Source organism: Herbiconiux dendrobii (assembly GCF_052048175.1).
In the GTDB taxonomy this organism is placed as follows: domain Bacteria; phylum Actinomycetota; class Actinomycetes; order Actinomycetales; family Microbacteriaceae; genus Herbiconiux.
On the sequence record NZ_JBLZQV010000001.1, the window covers coordinates 860,005 to 877,811 of the forward strand.

14 protein-coding genes are annotated in these 17,807 nt (G+C 71.9%); 12 read left to right on the forward strand and 2 right to left on the reverse strand.

Annotated elements, in window-relative coordinates; translation table 11 throughout:
- Positions 1-4 precede the first annotated feature (4 nt).
- A complete protein-coding gene (locus tag ACN4JJ_RS03990) occupies positions 5-1,510 on the reverse strand; it encodes an aldehyde dehydrogenase family protein (RefSeq protein ID WP_440708606.1) in 1,506 nt (501 codons plus the stop codon).
- A 125-nt stretch (positions 1,511-1,635) separates the two neighbouring features.
- On the opposite strand from ACN4JJ_RS03990, the gene ACN4JJ_RS03995 reads away from it, so the two are divergent.
- From ACN4JJ_RS03995 to ACN4JJ_RS04050, 12 genes are all read left to right on the forward strand, one after another.
- Complete coding sequence (locus tag ACN4JJ_RS03995) at positions 1,636-2,619, forward strand: LysR substrate-binding domain-containing protein (protein ID WP_440708607.1); 984 nt, start codon at positions 1,636-1,638, stop codon at positions 2,617-2,619.
- 90 nt (positions 2,620-2,709) lie between these two features.
- Entirely contained in the window at positions 2,710-3,816 is a 1,107-nt protein-coding gene (locus tag ACN4JJ_RS04000) for an LLM class flavin-dependent oxidoreductase (RefSeq protein WP_440708608.1), read from the forward strand.
- Positions 3,813-4,676: an alpha/beta fold hydrolase gene (locus ACN4JJ_RS04005; RefSeq protein WP_440708609.1), complete on the forward strand. Its 864-nt coding sequence runs from the start codon at positions 3,813-3,815 to the stop codon at positions 4,674-4,676. Before ACN4JJ_RS04000 ends, ACN4JJ_RS04005 begins: the two co-directional genes overlap by 4 nt.
- A complete protein-coding gene (locus ACN4JJ_RS04010) occupies positions 4,673-6,256 on the forward strand; it encodes a sugar ABC transporter ATP-binding protein (RefSeq protein WP_440708610.1) in 1,584 nt (527 codons plus the stop codon). The genes ACN4JJ_RS04005 and ACN4JJ_RS04010 overlap by 4 nt, the downstream gene beginning before the upstream one ends.
- Complete coding sequence (locus ACN4JJ_RS04015; RefSeq protein ID WP_440708611.1) at positions 6,253-7,290, forward strand: ABC transporter permease; 1,038 nt, start codon at positions 6,253-6,255, stop codon at positions 7,288-7,290. The genes ACN4JJ_RS04010 and ACN4JJ_RS04015 overlap by 4 nt, the downstream gene beginning before the upstream one ends.
- Positions 7,291-7,292: 2 nt before the next feature.
- The gene (locus ACN4JJ_RS04020) at positions 7,293-9,311 is read left to right on the forward strand and encodes an FAD-dependent oxidoreductase (RefSeq protein ID WP_440708612.1); all 2,019 of its coding nucleotides are present in this window, start codon (positions 7,293-7,295) and stop codon (positions 9,309-9,311) included.
- Positions 9,312-9,469: 158 nt separating this feature from the next.
- Positions 9,470-10,486, forward strand: a complete 1,017-nt coding sequence (locus tag ACN4JJ_RS04025; protein WP_440708613.1) for a sugar ABC transporter substrate-binding protein — start codon at positions 9,470-9,472, stop codon at positions 10,484-10,486.
- Between the two features lie 104 nt (positions 10,487-10,590).
- Entirely contained in the window at positions 10,591-12,039 is a 1,449-nt protein-coding gene (locus tag ACN4JJ_RS04030) for an aldehyde dehydrogenase family protein (protein WP_440708614.1), read from the forward strand.
- 17 nt (positions 12,040-12,056) lie between these two features.
- Positions 12,057-13,214 carry a thiolase family protein gene (locus ACN4JJ_RS04035; protein ID WP_440708615.1) on the forward strand — a complete coding sequence of 386 codons (1,158 nt, stop codon included), beginning with the start codon at positions 12,057-12,059 and terminating at the stop codon, positions 13,212-13,214.
- Positions 13,211-13,609: a zinc ribbon domain-containing protein gene (locus tag ACN4JJ_RS04040; protein ID WP_440708616.1), complete on the forward strand. Its 399-nt coding sequence runs from the start codon at positions 13,211-13,213 to the stop codon at positions 13,607-13,609. Before ACN4JJ_RS04035 ends, ACN4JJ_RS04040 begins: the two co-directional genes overlap by 4 nt.
- Entirely contained in the window at positions 13,606-15,207 is a 1,602-nt protein-coding gene (locus ACN4JJ_RS04045; protein WP_440708617.1) for an AMP-binding protein, read from the forward strand. The genes ACN4JJ_RS04040 and ACN4JJ_RS04045 overlap by 4 nt, the downstream gene beginning before the upstream one ends.
- Positions 15,204-16,628, forward strand: coding sequence for an amidase (locus ACN4JJ_RS04050; protein WP_440708618.1), 1,425 nt, complete (start codon positions 15,204-15,206; stop codon positions 16,626-16,628). Before ACN4JJ_RS04045 ends, ACN4JJ_RS04050 begins: the two co-directional genes overlap by 4 nt.
- A 51-nt stretch (positions 16,629-16,679) precedes the next feature.
- Here ACN4JJ_RS04050 and ACN4JJ_RS04055 read toward each other — a convergent pair whose 3' ends face one another.
- Complete coding sequence (locus ACN4JJ_RS04055) at positions 16,680-17,786, reverse strand: LLM class flavin-dependent oxidoreductase (protein ID WP_440708619.1); 1,107 nt, start codon at positions 17,784-17,786, stop codon at positions 16,680-16,682.
- Positions 17,787-17,807 lie beyond the last annotated feature (21 nt).

Here is a 17,807-nt window from a genome sequence, read left to right on the forward strand (position 1 = left end):
AGACTCAGGCGACGGCGCCCCACAGGGGCGGGCGGGGCTTGTCGAGGTCGATGTTGACCGCCTTCGTGGTGGAGTACTCGTCGAGGGTCTGAGCGGCGGTCTCGCGCCCGAAACCGCTGTCGCCCACGCCGCCCATGGGCATGCCGGCGGGCAGGTCGAACCACTTGTTCACCCACACCATGCCGCTGCGCAGCTCCCGCGCCACGACGTGCGCCCGGGCGAGATCCCGCGTCCAGATGCCCGTCGCCAGGCCGTAGCGGGTGCTGTTGGCGCGCCGCACGGCGTCGTCGTAGTCGCTGAAGCGCTCGGCCACGGTGACCGGGCCGAACACCTCGTTGCGGGCGATGCGCGAGGCGCCCGCGTCGTCGGCGAGCATCACGGGCGCCTGGAAGTAGCCCGGGCCCTCGGGCGCCGAGCCGCTGGTGAGGAAGCCGATGCCGTCTTCGCGGGCCGTCGCCAGGTGCCCCTGAACGAGGGAGAGCTGCTTCGACGAGACGAGCGGGCCGAGCTCGGTCGAGGGGTCGAGCGCATCGCCCAGGCGGATGCGGTCGGCCACCTCCACGAAGGCCCCCACGAAGTCGTCGTAGATCTTCTCGTGCAGCAGCAACCGTGACGAGGCGATGCAGGCCTCGCCGTTGGCCATGTAGATGCCGGTCAGGGCATCCTGAACCGCCCGATCGAGGTCGGCGTCCTCCGCCACGATCATGGCGCCCTTGCCGCCCAGCTCCATCAGCGCCGGGGTCAGCGCGAGGGCCGCATTGCCGAGGATGAGCCGCGCGGTGGCCGGCCCGCCGGTGAAGGTGATCTTCGCCACGTCGAGGTGCGCGGAGAGCGCGGCACCCACGGCCCCGTGCCCGCACACGATGTTGACCACGCCCGGCTCCAGCAGATCCTCGATCAGCTTCATGAACTCCAGCACGCTCGCGCTGGCGTACTCGGAGGGCTTCACCACGGCCGTGTTGCCGGCCGCCAGCACGGGCGCGAGCTTGTTGGCGAGCGTGATCAGCGGCGAGTTCCAGGGCAGGATGACCGCGATCACCCCGAGCGCCTCGCGCGTGGTGTACACCAGCGAGTGCGGGTCGGAGACCGGCACCTGGTCGCCGTGGTGGGCGCGGACGACCCCGGCGAAGAACCGGAAGATGGCCGAGACGGTGGGGATGTCGCCCGCGAAGGCCTCGCGGATGGGCCGGCCGTTCTCGGTGGCGAGCAACGGCGCGAACGAGGCGCCGTGCTGCTCGAAGCGGTCGGCGATCGCGAGCAGCACGAGCTGGCGCTGCTCGGCCGAGGTGCGCGACCAGGCCGGGAAGGCGGCCTGCGCGGCGCGCACGGCGTCGTCGACATCGGCCGGCGTGCTCTCCGGCAGCACCGCCCAGGCCTCGCCGATGCTGGGATCGACGGCCTCGAAACTGCTCGCCGCGGGCCGCCAGACGCCGCCGACGAGGTTCTCGTAGTCGGCGTCGGGGCGGTAGGCGTCGCGGTCGAACGCGGGGGCGGCGGGGGCGTGGCTCATCGTGTGGTGCTCCTTCTCGGATTCCCGGGCGATGCAGGCGGCGTGCTCGTCGCGGCAGTTTGTCATGACTTGGCATCGATCGTCAAGAAAAGCGAATACTCGGGCCACGCCGTACTGTGGCACGCATGGCATCGATCGTGAGCAGGCTACTCGACGGCCGGGTGCGGATGCGGCACTTCCTGCTCGTGCAGGCCGTGGCCGAGCACGGCACCCTGAGCGGTGCGGCCGCCGCGCTCGGCGTGACGCAGCCCTACGTCACCCGCAGCCTGCAGGAGCTCGAGGCGGCGATCGGCACGACCCTGTTCGAGCGCGGTCCCCGCGGGGTCGAGCCCACGCCCCAGGGCCAGATCTTCGTGGAGTACGCCGCGGCGGTGCTCAACACGATGCGGCAGGCGGGGGAGCGGCTCGACGACTTCGTCCACGGCGCCTCGACCGGCCTCGTGCGGGTGGGCGTCAACCTGGCCACGGTGCACATGCTGCTGCCGGAGGCCATCCTGCGCTTCAAGGAGACCGCCTCCTGGGTGACCATCTCGCTGGTCGAGGAGTACCAGACCGCGCTGCGCTCCATGCTCAGCCGCAACGAGCTCGACATGCTGGTGGGGCGCATCCCCACCGAGCGCTCGAGCGAGAACCAGTACCTGCGGCTCTACGAGGATCCGCTCGTGCTGGCGGTGCGGAAGGAGCATCCGCTGCTCGGCCAGGACGTGGGCGTGCCCGACCTGATGGACCTGCCGTGGATCGTGCCCGGCTACTCCTCGGTGTTCCGCAGCGAGATCGACGGGCTGTTCCTCGTGCACGGGCTCAGTCAGCCGAGGAACCTGATCGAGAGCTCGACCATCACCGCCACCCGCCCCATCCTGCGCCGGATCGACGCCGTGGCCGTGCTGCCCCGCTCGCTCGTGCTCGCCGACGCCGCGCTCGCGCCGCTCTCGGTGACCGTCGACACGGTGCCGCGGGAGATCGGCATCACGATCCGCGCGGGCTCCGTCGAGGATCCGGTGGTCACCGACTTCATCGCCTGCGTGGTCACCGTCGCGCGGGAACTGACCGAGATGTCATCAGATCGAAACGCCCGGGAGCCCGAGGAAACATCCTCGAAACATCCTTGACATAGCGCTGCGGCGAGCTATGCCTAATCTGCATAGTGTTCCCGTTTACGCATTAGTCACCTTCCGGATCGACCGTAAAGATTGCGTGTCATGAAGCACTTACGCTCAGGTGGCACCGGCAACGACTTCCAGCTCGGCCTGTTCAGCGCCAACTCCCCGGGAGGCCTCGCGATGACCAAGGCGCCCGAGCGCTGGTCGGGCTCGTGGGACGACAACCGGGCCCTGGCGATCGCCGCCGACGCCGCCGGGATCGACTTCCTGCTGCCCATCGCCCGCTTCATCGGCTACGGCGGCGAGACCGACTTCCACGGCGAGATCCTCGATCCGCTCTCCTGGCAGGCGGGCCTCCTGGCCGTCACCGAGCAGATCGGCGTGTTCGCCACCGTGCACACCGCCTTCAACCACCCCGTGGTGACCGCGAAGGCCTTGGCCACCAACTCGCAGATCGGCCACGGCCGCGCGGGCATCAACATCGTGGCCGGCTGGAACAAGCCGGAGTACGAGATGTTCGGCGTCGACCTGCCGAGCGAGCACGACGCCCGGTACGCCCTCGCCCAGGAGTGGTGGGACATCGTGCAGAAGACGATGACGAGCGACGAGCCCTTCGACTGGCACGGCGAGCACTACTCGCTCGAGCACGTGCTCGGCAAGCCGAAGTCGTACGGCGGTCTGCCGCCCGTGCTGAACGCCGGCTCCTCGGCGCAGGGCCGCGAGTACGCCGCCCGCAACGCCGACTTCGTGTTCACCGTGGTGGGCGCGCCCGAAGACGGCGCGCCGATCGTGGAGTCGGTGACGGCGGATGCCCGTGCCCGGGGCCGCGAGACCGGCGCCATCACCCTCACCCACGTGGTGTGCCGGCCCAGCGACGCCGAGGCCGAGGAGTTCCTGCACTACTACGCCGACGAGCAGGCCGACTGGGAGGGCATCGACAACGCCATGCGCCTGCAGGGCCTGCACGCCAAGACCTTCACGCCCGAGATGCTCGGCACGTTCCGCGGCCGTTTCGCCGCCGGCTACGGCAGCGCACCGCTGATCGGCAGCCCCGACACGGTGGCCGACCTCATCCAGCGCTACGCCGACGCCGGGTTCGCCGGCATCACCCTGAGCTTCATGAACTACCTCGACGAGCTTCCGTTCTTCGTCGAGGAGGTGCTGCCGAGGCTGGAGAGCCGCGGCCTGCGTGGGAGCCGGCGATGACCAGCGTCATCGGGCAGGCGGCCGGGTCGTCCCTGGTGCAGTACGGCTACGCGCGCACCGCGCTCGGCCAGCTGCACTACGCCGAGGCGGGCGACGGACCGGCCGTGCTGCTGCTGCACCAGACGCCGCGTTCGCTCGACGAGTACGCCGAGCTGCTGCCGATGCTCGCCGCGGCCGGGCACCGCGCGATCGCGATGGACATGTACGGCTTCGGCCAGAGCGCCAAGCCCGAGGGGCCGCAGAGCATCGAGCAGTTCGCCGCCGGAGCGGTGGCGCTCGCCGACGCGCTCGGGCTCGAGGGGTTCGCGGTGATGGGGCATCACACCGGGGCGGTCGTCGCGATCGAGCTGGCTGCGGCGTATCCGGAGCGCGTGAGCGCCGTCATCCTCTCCTCGCCCGCTTACACGGATGCGGCCTACCGCGCGGCCCACGCGAACGGCCCGGGCGTCGACGAGGCCGACATCGCCGACGACGGATCGCACCTCATCACGCTGTGGCAGCTGCGCGCTCCCTATTACCCCGGTGCGCGGCCGGATCTGCTGGACCGTTTCATCCGCGACGCCCTCGCCCCCGGGGTCGTGCCCGCCGAGGGACACCTGGCCTGCGCCCGCTACAGCATGGAAGAACGGATCGGGCTCGTGAGCGCGCCGGCCCTCGTGATCGGCGCCTCCGAGGATCCGTTCGCCCTGCCCGACGTGGCGCGCGTCGCCGAGGCGCTGGTGAATGCCGTGGCCGTTCAGGTGGCCGTGATCGAGGGCGGCACCATCCCGCTGCTCGAGCACAAGAGCGCCGAGGTCGCCGCGGTGGTGCTGCCTTTCCTGGCCGGCCTGCCCGCGGAAGTCGAGAGGAGCCGATCGTGACCGACCCGCAGCCCGCCCTCATCCGGGTGGAGAACCTCGTCAAGCGCTTCCCCGGAGTGCTCGCCCTCGACGACGTGACGCTCGAGATCCGTGCCGGCGAGGTGCTGGCGCTGACCGGCGAGAACGGATCGGGCAAGTCGACCCTCTCGAAGATCGTCGGCGGCCTCTACCAGCCCGACGGCGGCCGCCTCCTGGTCGACGGCGTCGAGCGCCGGCTCGCCAACCCGCACGCGGCCCTCGAGCACGGCATCGTGCTGATCAGCCAGGAGCTCACCCTCGCCCCCACCCTCACGGTGGCCGAGAACGTGCTACTCGGCCGGCTGCCCCGGCGCGGCGGCGCCATCGACTGGCCGGAGACCCGCCGCCGGGCGGCCGAGGTGCTGGCCGAGCTCGGGGTGCACATCGACGTCGAGCGCCGGGTCGACTCGCTCAGCGTGGAGCTGCAGCAGGAGGTGGAGATCGCCCGCGCCATCTCCACCCGTGCGCGTCTGCTCATCCTCGACGAGGCCACCAGTTCGCTCTCCGAGGGCGCCACGCTGCGCCTGCTCGACATCGTCGCCGGGCTCTCCGCCCGCGGCGTCGCCGTGCTCATGATCACCCACCGCATGCCCGAGCTCTACGCCAGCTGCTCGCGGGCCGTGGTGCTGCGCGACGGCGCGCTGGCCGGCGAAGCGCCGCTGCCCGCCACCGCCGAGCACGAACTGGTGCGGATGATGGTGGGGCGCGAATTGCTCGACTACTACGGCAGCCGCGAGCCCGCCCTCGCCGGGGTGGTGCTCGAGGTCGACGGCCTGCACACGGCCGACGGGGCTCTGCAGCCCACGCACTTCGATGTGCGGGCGGGCGAGGTGTTCGGGGTGGCCGGGCTCGTGGGATCGGGCAAGGCCGAGCTCGCGATGGCCCTCGGCGGCGCCGTCCCGGCCCGCGGCGACGTGCGGGTGGCCGGCCGGCCGGTTCGCCTCGGCAGCCCCCGCCGCGCCATCGCGGCCGGTGTCGGCTACGTGCCCGACGACCGGCGCCGCGAAGCGCTGCTGCCCCCGCGCAGCGTGGCGGAGAACATCAGCCTGGCGTGGCTGGACACCATCACGCGGTTCGGCTTCGTGCGCGTCGGCGCCGAACGCCGCGACGTCTCGCAGGTGGTGGCCGACTACGGCGTGAAGACCTCCTCGCTCGACAAGCGCATCACGCTGCTCTCGGGCGGCAACCAGCAGAAGGCCATCCTCGGCCGCACCTTCGCCCGCGGATGCCCCGTCTACGTGCTCAACGAGCCGACCCGCGGCGTCGACGTCGGCTCGAAGAGCGCGATCTACGGCTACATCCAGCGGCTGGCCGAGAAGGGCGCGGCCGTGGTGCTGATCTCCTCCGAGCTGCCCGAGCTGATCGGCCTCTCGGATCGGGTCGCCGTCTTCCACCACGGCGCGATCAGGGCCGTGGTCTCCGGCGACGATCTGACGGAAGAGGTGCTCGGCTCGTACGCCGTGAGCGGCACCCGCCCCGGCGAGCACCCCTCCGCGGTCATCACGACCGGCTCCGACGACATCAGTACCGGCGTCACAGCCGGCGCGGGAAGGACACGATGAACGAGACACTCCTGGAGCGCGTCGACGAGAAGCCGGCGCCCCCGGCCCGACGCCCGGTCTGGTCGCGCATCGCGGCCGCCACCGGGCCCGCGACCGGCGCCATCGCCGGCATCGTCATCCTCACGGTGATCCTCGCCGTCACCCAGCCGGTGTTCCTCACCTGGGGCAACATCACCAATCTGGTCGGTGCGAACAGCGTCACCCTCGTCCTCGCCCTCGGCGCCACCTTCGTGCTGCTGGCCGGCGGGCTCGACCTCTCGCTCGTGGCGGCCAGCGCGGCCACCGGCATGGTCTTCGGCCTGATGCTGCAGAGCGGCGCCGACGCCCTCCCGGCGATCGCCGTGACCCTGCTGGCCGGGCTCGTGTTCGGCCTGCTCAACGGCGTGCTCACGAGCTACGCCCGCATCCCGTTCCTCGTGGTCACCCTGGGCACGGCCTCCCTGTTCGCCAGCATCGCGCTGCTGCTGAACGACGGCAAGACCATCAACGTCTTCGACTTCCCGGGCTTCGCCTTCGTGAACGACTTCGTGCTCGGCCAGGTTCTCGGCATCCCGCTCATCCTGCTGTTCGACATCGTGCTGATCGTCATCACCGCGGTGGTGCTGCGCTTCACGAAGTTCGGCCGGGGCATCTACGCGGTCGGATCGAACGCCGAGGCGGCCCGGCTGAACGGCATCAACGTGCGGCTCACCACGATGCTCGTCTACGTGATCGTGGGCTTCACCGCCGCGCTCGCCTCGCTCGTGCAGGTGGGCCGGCTCGCCGGGGCGGCGCCCACCTTCGACGCCACGCTGCTGCTCACCGTCATCGCCGCCGTGCTGATCGGCGGCACCGCCTACACCGGCGGCGAGGGCGGGGTGGGCGGCACGGTGCTCGGCGTGCTCTTCCTCGGCATCATCCAGAACGGGCTGACGCTCACGAGCGTCTCCTCCTTCTGGCGGGGCGCGGTCAACGGGATCGTGCTCATCCTCGCCGTCGCCCTCGGAGTGGCGCGGCAGTACGGCTGGCTGCGATTCGGACGGAAAGGACGATGACGATGACCGACACGCACACCCTCACCCCCGCCCTCATCGCGCGGGAGACCCAGGACGAGGTCGTCCGGGCCGTCTGCGACGCCCTGCTGCCCTCGCTCGAGCCGGCGGCCGACGCGATCGGCGATCCGGTGCTCGAGGCCTACTACCGCGACGGCGCCGTCGCCCGGGGCATCGACACCGCCGTCGCCGCCGCGGTGCCGACCCTCGACGCCACCCTGCGCCGGGCGATCGCCTCGCTCGCCGAGCACCTCGTGGCCGGCGGGTTCCTCGACCCCGCCGCGGCCGCCGATCCGGATGCCCGGATCGCGATGCTGCGCGCCGCCGGTGACGCCTCGCTCACCCACCGCAACGCGGTGCGGCAGCTGAAGAGCATGGCCATGGGCACCTTCGTGAACGCCGTCGACGAGACCGGCGTGAACCCCGTCTGGCCCGCCCTCGGCTACGGCCCGCTGGCCTACCGTCCGGCCACCCCGGGGGAGACGCCGAAGAACCTGCGGGTCGAGACGCCCGAGCCGGCTGACGAGGTGGTGCTCAGCGCCGACGTCGTGGTGGTGGGATCCGGAGCGGGCGGGGGCGTCATCGCCGCTCGCGCCGCCCAGGCCGGCCTCTCGGTGATCGTGCTCGACGCCGGCCCGCACATCGTCGACGCCAAGCGCACCCAGCACGGGTCGGAGGGCGGCGCGGTGTTCCTCGGCCGTGGCGGTCTGTTCTCCGAGACCGGGCAGATGGGCATCCTGGCCGGATCGGCCGTCGGCGGTGGCACCCTGATCAACTCCATGGTGAGCCTGCGGCCGCCGCAGAAGATCCGTGAGCTGTGGGCGAGCGAGGGCCTCGAAGGTCTCGACGGCCCCGAGTTCGAGGCCCAGCTCGACCGGGTCTGGAGCCGGCTCGGCGTGAACACCGAGGCCTCGCACCACAATGCGAACACCCGCGCCATGATCACGGGGCTCGCCGAGCTCGGTTACGCGCACGAGCGCCTGCCGCGCAACTTCGTGGCCGACGGGGTGAGCGAGTTCTGCCCGTTCTGCGCCGACGGATGCACGCACCAGCAGGGTTTCCGCGCCTCGACCGTGGTGACCTACCTCGACGACGCCGTCGCATCCGGGGCCCGGGTGTTCGCCGACGCCTGGATCGACCGGGTCACGGCCGCCGACGGCCGGGCGACCGGGGTCACCGGCACGATCGAGACCACCGACGGGCCGCGGCCGCTGCGCGTCGACGCCCCCACCGTGGTCGTGGCGGCGGGAGGCATGGAGTCGCCCGCACTGCTGCTGCGCTCGGGCATCGGCGGTCCCGCCGTCGGCGAGAACCTGCGCCTGCACCCGGCCTGGATCGTCACCGGCGTCTACGACGAGGCCATCGAGGCCTGGCACGGCCAGATCCAGTCGGCCGTGAGCTTCGACCTCACCGAGGTGGTCGACGGTGAGGGCTTCCTCGTGGAATCGCTCTCGCTCAACATCGGCAGCTGGGCCGGCCTCAGCCCGCTCGCCGAGGGCCGCGTGGCGCGCGACCGGATGCGCTCCTTCGACCGCTACGCCACCTGGCACGGCGTGGCGCACGACCACGGCGCCGGCCGGGTCGTGCTCGACGAGGAGGGCCGCGCCGCCCTGATCTGGGATCTGGACGACGACATCGACTACCGGGTCGGCGTGCGCGCCCATCAGGAACTCGCACGGATGCACCGGGCGGCGGGGGCGAAGGAGATCTTCACCTTCCTGTGGCGCGACCTGCGCTGGCGCGACGGGGAGGACTTCGAGGCGTTCCTGGAGGCGCTCGCGGCCGAGCCGCCGCGCGACTACCTCGCGATGTCGGCCCACCAGATGGGTTCGTGTCGGCTCGGCGCCGACCCGGCCGTCTCCGTGGCCGACGGCCGCGGGCAGCTGCACGACACCGCCGGGGTGTGGATCGGCGACGCCTCGGCGCTGCCCACCGCGCCCGGCGTCAACCCGATGATCACCGTGATGGCCGTCGCCGAGCGCACCGCGGAAGCGCTCGTCGCGACCGTGCGAAAGGGCGGCTGACACCCGGCCCGTTCCGCACCATCCAGCCCACCAGACCCTCCTCGGGTGCCGGTGCCGTGCATCCGCACGCCCGAAAACCGGCCGAGGAGCCCCGCACCACCCGAAAGCTCCACACCCGAAAGCACCAACTCACATCCCCTGAAGAGAGGTCGTTCGACATGAAGTTCAAGACACCGGTCGCCATCGCCGCACTGGTTCCCGCCGCCCTGCTGCTCGCCGCCTGCAGCGGCGGCACCACCGCCGACACCGGCAGCGGCGACAGCGCCTCCGGCGCGTGGAAGCTCGGATACTCGACCCCGGTCGGTGCGCAGCCCGGCCAGCAGCAGATCGCGGAGACCATCGGCGCCGCCACCGGCGAGCTCGGCTGGAGCAACGAGATCCTGGATGCCAACCTCTCGGTCGACAAGCAGGTCTCCGACGTGCAGACCATGCTGCAGCTCGGCGTGAACGCGATCGGCCTGTGGGCACTCGACTCGAACGCCCTGCGCAGCGCCTACGCGCAGGCCGCCGAGAAGGACGTCAAGCTGATCGGCCTGAACAGCGAGGCCGACGAGTTCGACGGCACCGTGTGGTGGCAGACCCACGTCTGCATCGACGGCGGGCCCTCCGACCAGACCGCTCAGTACATCGCCGACGCCAAGCCCGACGCGAAGGTGATCGTGATCGGCGGGCCGCCCGTGGCGTCCATCACCGCCACCGTCGAGTGCTTCACCGCGGCCGCCGAGAAGGCCGGCATCACGATCGTGAACCAGACCGACAACACGGCCGACGACAGCGCCACCGCCGCCTCGCTCGTCTCCGACCTGCTGCTGCAGTACCCCGACGTCGACGCCATCTGGTCGTACAACGACGCCTCGGCACTCGGCGCCTCCTCGGCGGTCACCCAGGCCGGCGGCAGCATCTACGACGGCACGAACGACGGCGTCATCACGATCGGCATCAACGGCGACGCGGATGCCATCCAGGCCGTCGAGCAGGGACGCCTCACCGGGAGCTGGGACCCGAACCCGCCGGCCACCGGCTGGGCGATGGTCAAGGCCGCCGAGCTGCTGAAGGACGGCGAGCCCGCCGACCTGATCGTCGAGGCCACCTTCTGGACCAAGGAGAACCTGGCCGACTACGTGGCCCCCGAAGACCGCGTGTACACGCTCGACACGATCCCGCTGGTCGAGTAGCGGCAGCCGCCGTCCGTCCCGACGGGCCGATCCACAGCACCACAGCACCACAGGCACACAGAACCACCGATCCACAGAACCACCTGAAGAAAGGCGACGACGGCATGAGCGGATCCACCCGGCTCCTGATCGGCGGCCACTGGGCCGACGCGAGCGACGGCGGTACCCGGGACACCCGGGACCCGGCCACCGGCGTCGTGATCGGCTCGGCGGCCGAGGCCACTCGTGACGACGTCGACGCCGCGGTCCGTGCCGCGCGGGAGGCCTTCCGGTCTCCCGCGTGGCGGGACCTCACCCCCGACGCCCGGGGCCGCCTGCTCTGGCGCGTCGCCGAGCTGATCGAGCGCGACGCCGACGAGCTCGCCGCGCTCGAGGTGCACGACTCGGGGCAGCCGATCGGCATGGCCCGCGACGTCAACGTGCCCCTCGGCGCCCAGGTCTTCCGGTACTACGCGGGCTCCGCCACGAAGCTCGAGGGCAAGACCACGCAGGTCTCCATCCCCGGTCAGCTGACCTACACGCTGCGGGAGCCGATCGGCGTCACCGCGCTCATCACCCCCTGGAACGTCCCCTTCGCCATTGCGGCCTGGAAGCTCGCACCGGCTCTGGCCACCGGCAACGTCGCCATCCTGAAGCCGGCCGAGCAGACGCCGCTCTCCACGGTCAAGCTCGCCGAGCTGTGCGAGGAGGCCGGCCTCCCGCCGGGCGTGGTGAGCCTGCTCACCGGCGGCCCCGAGGTGGGCAAGGCGCTCGTGGCGCACGCCGGTGTGGGCAAGGTCTCGTTCACCGGATCCACCGAGGTGGGCCAGGAGATCGTGCGTTCCTCGGCCGGCAACCTCAAACGGGTCTCGCTCGAGCTCGGCGGCAAGGCGCCGAGCATCATCGCGGCGGATGCCGACATCGACGCGGCCGTGCAGGGCAACCTCCAGGGAGCCGCCTTCAACTCGGGCCAGGCCTGCGGGGCGTACACCCGCTTCTACGTGCACGAGTCGCGGCTGGCGGAGTTCTCGGAGAAGATCGCCGCCGCCGCCGAACAGCTCGTGATCGGCCCGGGCAGCGACCCCGCCACCGTGCTCGGCCCGCTCATCTCCGAGGAGCAGCTCGACAAGGTGCACTCCGCCGTGCGGGCGGCGGTCGACGGGGGAGCGTCCCTGCTCACCGGCGGCTCGCGCGCCGACGGAGACCTCGCCTCCGGATGCTTCTACCGCCCGACCGTGCTCACCGGCGTGCGCGACGACATGGCCGTCGCCCGTGAGGAGCTGTTCGGCCCCGTCATCCCGATCTTCTCCTTCCGCGACCTCGACGAGGCGATCGAGCGCGCCAACGACTCCGCCTACGGTCTCGCCAGCGTGGTGTGGACCAACGACCTCCGCACCGCCCACCGCGTGGCCGCCGAGGTGCAGGCGGGCACCGTCTTCGTCAACCAGCTCCCGCTGATCGACCCCGCGGCCCCGTGGGGCGGCATCGGCCTGAGCGGCTGGGGCCGCGAGATGGGCTCGTACTCGATCGACGCCTTCACCGAGACGAAGAGCGTCTTCGTCAACCTGACCTGATGGTGAGCGGATCGGGAATGAGTGATTCCGTCTTCATCGCCGGGGTGGCCGAGACGCCGTACACCCGGCATCCGGAGCCCCACGTCACCACCGCGGCCCTGCTGGTCCGCGCCGCCCGCGAGGCGGTCGAGGCGGCGGGACTGGCCTGGTCGGACGTCGACGGGCTCGGCGTCTCGAGTTTCACCCTCGGCCCCGACCACGCCGTCGACCTCGCCTGGCGCGCCGGCCTCGGCCCGCTGCGCTGGCTGATGGAGGACACCAACGGCGGCGCGAGCGCCCTCAACCTGCTGCAGCACGCCGAGCTCGCCATCCGCTCGGGCCAGGCCTCCACGATCGTGCTGGTGTCGGGCGACCGGATGGATGCCGCAGCCTTCCGGATGCTGGTCGAGCACTACAACCGGGCCACCGAAGACCACCTGGTGCCGTTGCCGGCGACCGGGCCGAACGCCCTGTTCGCCCTGCTCACCCAGCGGCAGATGAGCGCGCTCGGGCTCAGCCGGCGCGACTACGGGCACATCGTCACCGCGCAGCGCGAGTGGGCGGGGCTCAACCCGGGCGCCGTCTACCGCAGCCCGCTCAGCCTGCAGGAGTACCTCGAGGCGCCGCTCGTCGCCCCGCCGCTCGGCCGCTACGACTGCGTGCCGCCGGTGAGCGGGGCGGATGCCGTGGTGCTCACCGCGGCGCACGGGCCGAGCCCCGAGGGCGGCCGCGCCGTGCGCGTGCTGGCGGTGGAGACCACGATCGGCGTCGACGACCAAGACGGCGACGGCCTCACGACGGGTCTCGTCCAGGCCGCCCCGCGCGCCTGGGAGCGCACCGGCCTCGGCGCCGACGACATGGACGTGTTCAGCGTCTACGACGACTACCCGGCGATGGCGCTCGCCCAGCTGATCGACCTCGGGGCGATCGCGGCCCCGGATGCGGCACGCGACCTCGCCGAACGCATCGGCACCCGCCGGCTGCCGGTGAACACGGCGGGCGGCCAGCTCTCGGCCGGTCAGGCCGGGGCGGCCGCGGGCATGCACGGGCTCGTCGAGACCTACCGGCAGCTCGCGGGCGTGGCGGGCGGGCGGCAGGTTCCGGATGCGCGGCTCGGCGTGGTCACCGGCTACGGCATGGTGCTCTACCGGTACGGGTCGTGCGCGAACGTCGCCGTGCTGGAGGCCGCCCGATGAGCGCCGGCGCCCGCGCGGCGGCCGGGGCATCCGGACCCTCCCCGGCTTTCCTCCAGCGCTGCCTCGCCTGCGACACGGTCGTCTACCCACCGCGGCTGGCCTGCCGGGCCTGTGGCGCCGATCGCTTCGAGGACGTGCCGGCCGGCCCCGGCGTCGTCGAGCAGGTCACCGAGCTGGTCGGAGGGCTCCGCATCGCCTCGGTGCGCGCCCGGGGCGTGCCCGTCGTCTGCTCGAGCACCGGAGCGCTCGCCGAGGGCGACTCGGTCACCGTCATCGGCTCGCCGGGCGACCCGGCCGCCGTTCCCGCGCAGGTGTATCTGCCCGGCTCCGCACACATCCACGACTCCGCACACACCGAGAACTCCGCACACACCGAGAACGAGGGAACCCCATGACTCGCATTCCTCAACTGGACCGCCCCTTGGCGGACTGCACCATCCCGGCGATGCTGCAGCGCCGCGCCGACGAGATGCCCGACGAGCTGCTGCTGAGCTCCGGCACGCAGACCCGCACGGGCGCCGAGCAGCTGAGCGTGGTGCGCGGCCTCGGCGGCGTGCTGAGCGATGCGGGGGTGGCCGTGGGCGACCGGATCGCGATGCTCTCCGGGAACCGGCTCGAGCTGCTGGACACGATCCTCGCCGCCGCCTGGATCGGCGCGGTCGCCGTGCCGTTGAACCCCGCCCTCACGCCGCCGCAGCTGCGGCACGCGCTGGCCAACAGCGGCGCACGCCTGCTGCTGGCCGACGAGCAGGGTCTGGCCGGGTTCGCCCGGCTCGACGACCCGGTGGGGATCGAGCGGGTGCTGGGCTTCGAGGCCTCCGCGGAGGACCCCGCCGGCGCCGCGTGGGTGCTCTCGCTGCCGGTGGAGCCGATCCCGGCGATCTCCCGCGAGGTCGACGCCGCCGCGGTCGCGCCCTCCGACATCGCCGCCATCCTCTACACCTCGGGCACCACCGGCCCGTCGAAAGGCGTGCTCTGCCCGCACGCGCAATTCTACTGGTGGGGCCGCAACCAGACGCTGCACATGCGCTTCACCCGCGACGACGTGCTGTTCACCACACTCCCGCTGTTCCACACCAACGCGCTGAACGCCTTCATCCAGGCGGTCGTCTCGGGCGCCTCCTTCGTGGTGGCGCGGCGCTTCTCGGCCAGCCGGTTCTGGCAGGATGCCGCCGACTGCGGCGCCACCTTCACCTTCCTGCTCGGGGCCATGGTGGGCATCCTGCTCAACCGTCCCGAGAGCGAGTTCGTGCCGCACACCGTTCGGGCCGCCCTCGCGCCGGCGACGCCCGCGCGCATGCTGCCGGAGTTCAAGGAACGCTTCGGCGTCAACCTCGTCGACGCCTTCGGTTCCACCGAGACGAACCTCGCGATCGCCGTTCCGGTCGACGAGCTGCGGCCCGGCTACCTGGGCGTCTCGGTGCCCGGCTTCGACAACCGCGTGATCGACCCGGAGAACGGCGAGCCGTTGCCCGACGGCGTTCCCGGCGAGCTGCTCATCCGAAGCGACCAGCCCTACGCGCTCGCCCGCGGCTACTTCGGCATGCCGAACGAGACGGTCAAGGCGTGGGACGACCTCTGGTTCCACACCGGCGACCGCGTGGTGCGCGAGGCCGACGGCTGGTTCCGGTTCCTGGACCGCATCAAGGACATCATCCGGCGCCGGGGCGAGAACATCTCCTCGGTCGAGGTGGAGTCCACCGTGCTGCAGCACCCCGGTGTCGCCGCCGTGGCCGCCTACGCGGTGCCCTCCGAACTCGGCGAGGAGGAGGTGCAGGTCTCGGTCGAGGTGAAGGCGGGGGTCGAGCTCGACCCGCGCGAGCTGATCGAGTTCGTCGAACCCCACCTGCCGCCGTTCGCGGTGCCGCGGTTCATCGTCTTCGAGCACGACCTGCCGCGCACGGCCAACGGCAAGGTGAGCAAGGCCGAGCTGCGCAAGCGCGGTGCTGCCGTGGAGCGCTGGGACCGCGAGGCCGAGACGGCGGACCGGTGAGCGAGACATCCGACCTCCTGGCGCTCGACGCCACCGGCCAGGCCGAGGCGGTGCGCAGCGGGTTGCTCACCCCCGCCGAGCTGATCGGACTGTCGTTCGACCGGATCGCGGAGGCGGATCCCGCCGTCAACGCGGTGATCCATCTCGATCCGGATGCGGCGGGGCAGCCGGCCGCGCCCGGGCCGTTCTCGGGGGTGCCGGTGCTGCTGAAGGATCTCGGGGCCGCCGCCATCGGCCACCCCGACCACCAGGGCAGCCTCGTGCGCAAGCGGGCCGGCTGCACCTTCGACCACGACTCGGCGCTCGTGCGCCGGCTGAGGGCGGGCGGCTTCGTGCCGATCGGCCGCACCAACTCGGCCGAGTTCGGGCTGCACTCCGAGACCCGCAACCTCGCCTACGGGCTCACCCGCAATCCGTGGCAGCCGGACCGTTCGGCCGGTGGGTCCTCCGGAGGCGCGGCGGCCGCCGTGGCCGCGGGGATGACGGCCCTCGCGCAGGGGACCGACGGGGGCGGCTCGCTGCGCAACCCGGCCGCGCACTGCGGGCTGGTGGCGCTCAAGGTGAGCCGGGGAACGATCAGCGGGGCGCCGGCGGGTGAGTCGCTCTACGGCATCTCGCAGCCGGGGGTGCTCACGAAGTCGGTGCGCGACGCCCGTGCCGTCTTCGCGCTGCTGGCCGGCGCAGAGCCCGGAGACGCCGTACTCTCGCCCGCGCTGTCCTCGGCCGGGGGAGAACCGCGCACCGCCACCGGGCTGCGGATCGGCGTGCTCGATCACGATCCGGCGGGCGTGTACGCCGTCGATCCGGAGATCTCCGCCGCGGTGACCGGAACCGGCCGGCTGCTCGACGGCCTCGGTCACTCGGTGGAGGAGGCCTGGCCGGCGGCGATGTTCCCGCCCGACTTCGCCGAGCACTGGTTCCAGGCCCTGCTGCCCTTCGCGAAGATCGCGCGGGACCGCGCGGTCGCCGCCGCCGTCGCATCCGGAGTCCCGGGGGCGGCCGAGGCGGGCTTCGATCCGATCACCGAGCACTGGGCCGAGAAGGCCGCGTCGCAGTCGTCGGCCGAGCACGTGGAGGCGATGAGCTGGTTCGACGGGTTCCGCCGGCGCGTCCAGTCCTGGTGGCAGCACTTCGACGTGCTCGTCAGCCCGGTGCTCCCGCTGCAGCCGCAACCGGCCGGGCAGTTCGCCGAGGGCGCCGCGGGCATCGAGGAATCCATCCGCATCCTGCGTTTCACCCCGCAGGCCAACATGACCGGGTTGCCGGCGATGAGCATCCCCGCCGGTTTCAGCACCGATGGGCTCCCGCTCGCGGTGCAGCTCGTGGGAGCGTACGGCGCCGACCACCTGCTGCTCGACCTGGCCGAACAGCTCGAGCAGGCCCGGCCCTGGCGTACGTCCGTGCTCGCCCCCGCCCTCTGACGTTGGGGCGAGCACGGACCTCGGCCCGCGAGGCCGGCCCGGCAGCCGAGGTCAGCGGGGGAGCCGGATGCCCTTCTTCTCCAGCCGCGGGAGCACCTCGGCGGCGAAGTAGCCGAGCTCGTCGGTGTAGTTCAGAAAGCTCATGGTCATGCCCGAGAAGCCGGCCTCGGCGTAGCGGGCGATCTCGTCGGCCACGTCGTCGGGGGAGCCGATCAGCGGCACGCTGCCGTGGCCCGCGGCGAACCGGCCGCGGAACATCTCGAGCATCTCGGGCGTGAACGACTGCGCGTGCAGGCCCTGCAGGCGCATCAGGTTGTCCACGGCGTCCCAGTCGGCGTTCTCGTCGGCGTAATAGTGCAAGAACTCCTCGGCCTCGGCGCGGGTCGGTCGGCACACCACATGGCCGAGCGTGAAGACGCCCACGTCGCGGCCGTGGTCGGCCTGGCCGGCGGCCTTGATCGAGGTCACGATCTCGGCGCCGTCCTCCGGGCCGCCCACCACGGTGAAGGCGTAGTCGGCGTTACGGGCGGCGAAGTCGCGGCCCTGCTTCGACGAGCCGGCGTTCAGCACCGGAACGCCCCCGCCCTGCGGCTTCGGCCAGCCCTCGAGGTGCTTCGAGCTGAAGTACTCGCCGTCCCAGTCGAAGGGCTCCTCGCTCTCCCAGAGCGTGCGGATGAGGTCCCACCACTCCTGCGCGCGGGCGTAGCGGGCGTCGTGGTCGGTGGGCAGTTCGATGCCGAAGGTCTCGTACTCGGGCTGGTTCCAGCCGGCGACGATGTTGAGGCCGGCGCGGCCGTGGCCGATCTGCGAGGCCGTGGCGAGGGCCTTGGCCACGACGATCGGGTGGTTGAAGGCGGTGTGCACGGTGGCGAACACGCTGATCTTCTCGGTGATCGCGAGCAGACCGGCCTGCCAGGCCACGGGGTCGAGCACGGATCCGTGGAAGTTGGTCGATCCGCCGTAGCCGATCCACCGGGCGATCGGCAGCAGGAAGTCGATCCCCACCTCGTCGGCGAGGCGGCCGAGCGCCATGTTGTCGTCCCAGCTGCCCGACCAGCGCTCGGGCACGGTGGTGACCGCGAGTCCGGACGAGCAGTTCGGGCTGAAGAGGCCGAGTTTGAAGTCGGGGAGGGCGAGGGATCCGGTCGGGTTGGGCATGCGGGCTCCTGTTCTGGCTGA

Excerpts from the sequence above, each read along its gene's own strand:
- ACN4JJ_RS03990 (WP_440708606.1), bottom strand. The coding sequence starts at position 1,510 with ATGAGCCACGCCCCCGCCGCCCCCGCGTTCGACCGCGACGCCTACCGC.
- ACN4JJ_RS03995 (WP_440708607.1), top strand. The coding sequence starts at position 1,636 with ATGGCATCGATCGTGAGCAGGCTACTCGACGGCCGGGTGCGGATGCGG.
- ACN4JJ_RS04000 (WP_440708608.1), top strand. The coding sequence starts at position 2,710 with ATGAAGCACTTACGCTCAGGTGGCACCGGCAACGACTTCCAGCTCGGC.
- ACN4JJ_RS04005 (WP_440708609.1), top strand. The coding sequence starts at position 3,813 with ATGACCAGCGTCATCGGGCAGGCGGCCGGGTCGTCCCTGGTGCAGTAC.
- ACN4JJ_RS04015 (WP_440708611.1), top strand. The coding sequence starts at position 6,253 with ATGAACGAGACACTCCTGGAGCGCGTCGACGAGAAGCCGGCGCCCCCG.
- ACN4JJ_RS04020 (WP_440708612.1), top strand. The coding sequence starts at position 7,293 with ATGACCGACACGCACACCCTCACCCCCGCCCTCATCGCGCGGGAGACC.
- ACN4JJ_RS04025 (WP_440708613.1), top strand. The coding sequence starts at position 9,470 with ATGAAGTTCAAGACACCGGTCGCCATCGCCGCACTGGTTCCCGCCGCC.
- ACN4JJ_RS04030 (WP_440708614.1), top strand. The coding sequence starts at position 10,591 with ATGAGCGGATCCACCCGGCTCCTGATCGGCGGCCACTGGGCCGACGCG.
- ACN4JJ_RS04035 (WP_440708615.1), top strand. The coding sequence starts at position 12,057 with ATGAGTGATTCCGTCTTCATCGCCGGGGTGGCCGAGACGCCGTACACC.
- ACN4JJ_RS04040 (WP_440708616.1), top strand. The coding sequence starts at position 13,211 with ATGAGCGCCGGCGCCCGCGCGGCGGCCGGGGCATCCGGACCCTCCCCG.
- ACN4JJ_RS04045 (WP_440708617.1), top strand. The coding sequence starts at position 13,606 with ATGACTCGCATTCCTCAACTGGACCGCCCCTTGGCGGACTGCACCATC.
- ACN4JJ_RS04055 (WP_440708619.1), bottom strand. The coding sequence starts at position 17,786 with ATGCCCAACCCGACCGGATCCCTCGCCCTCCCCGACTTCAAACTCGGC.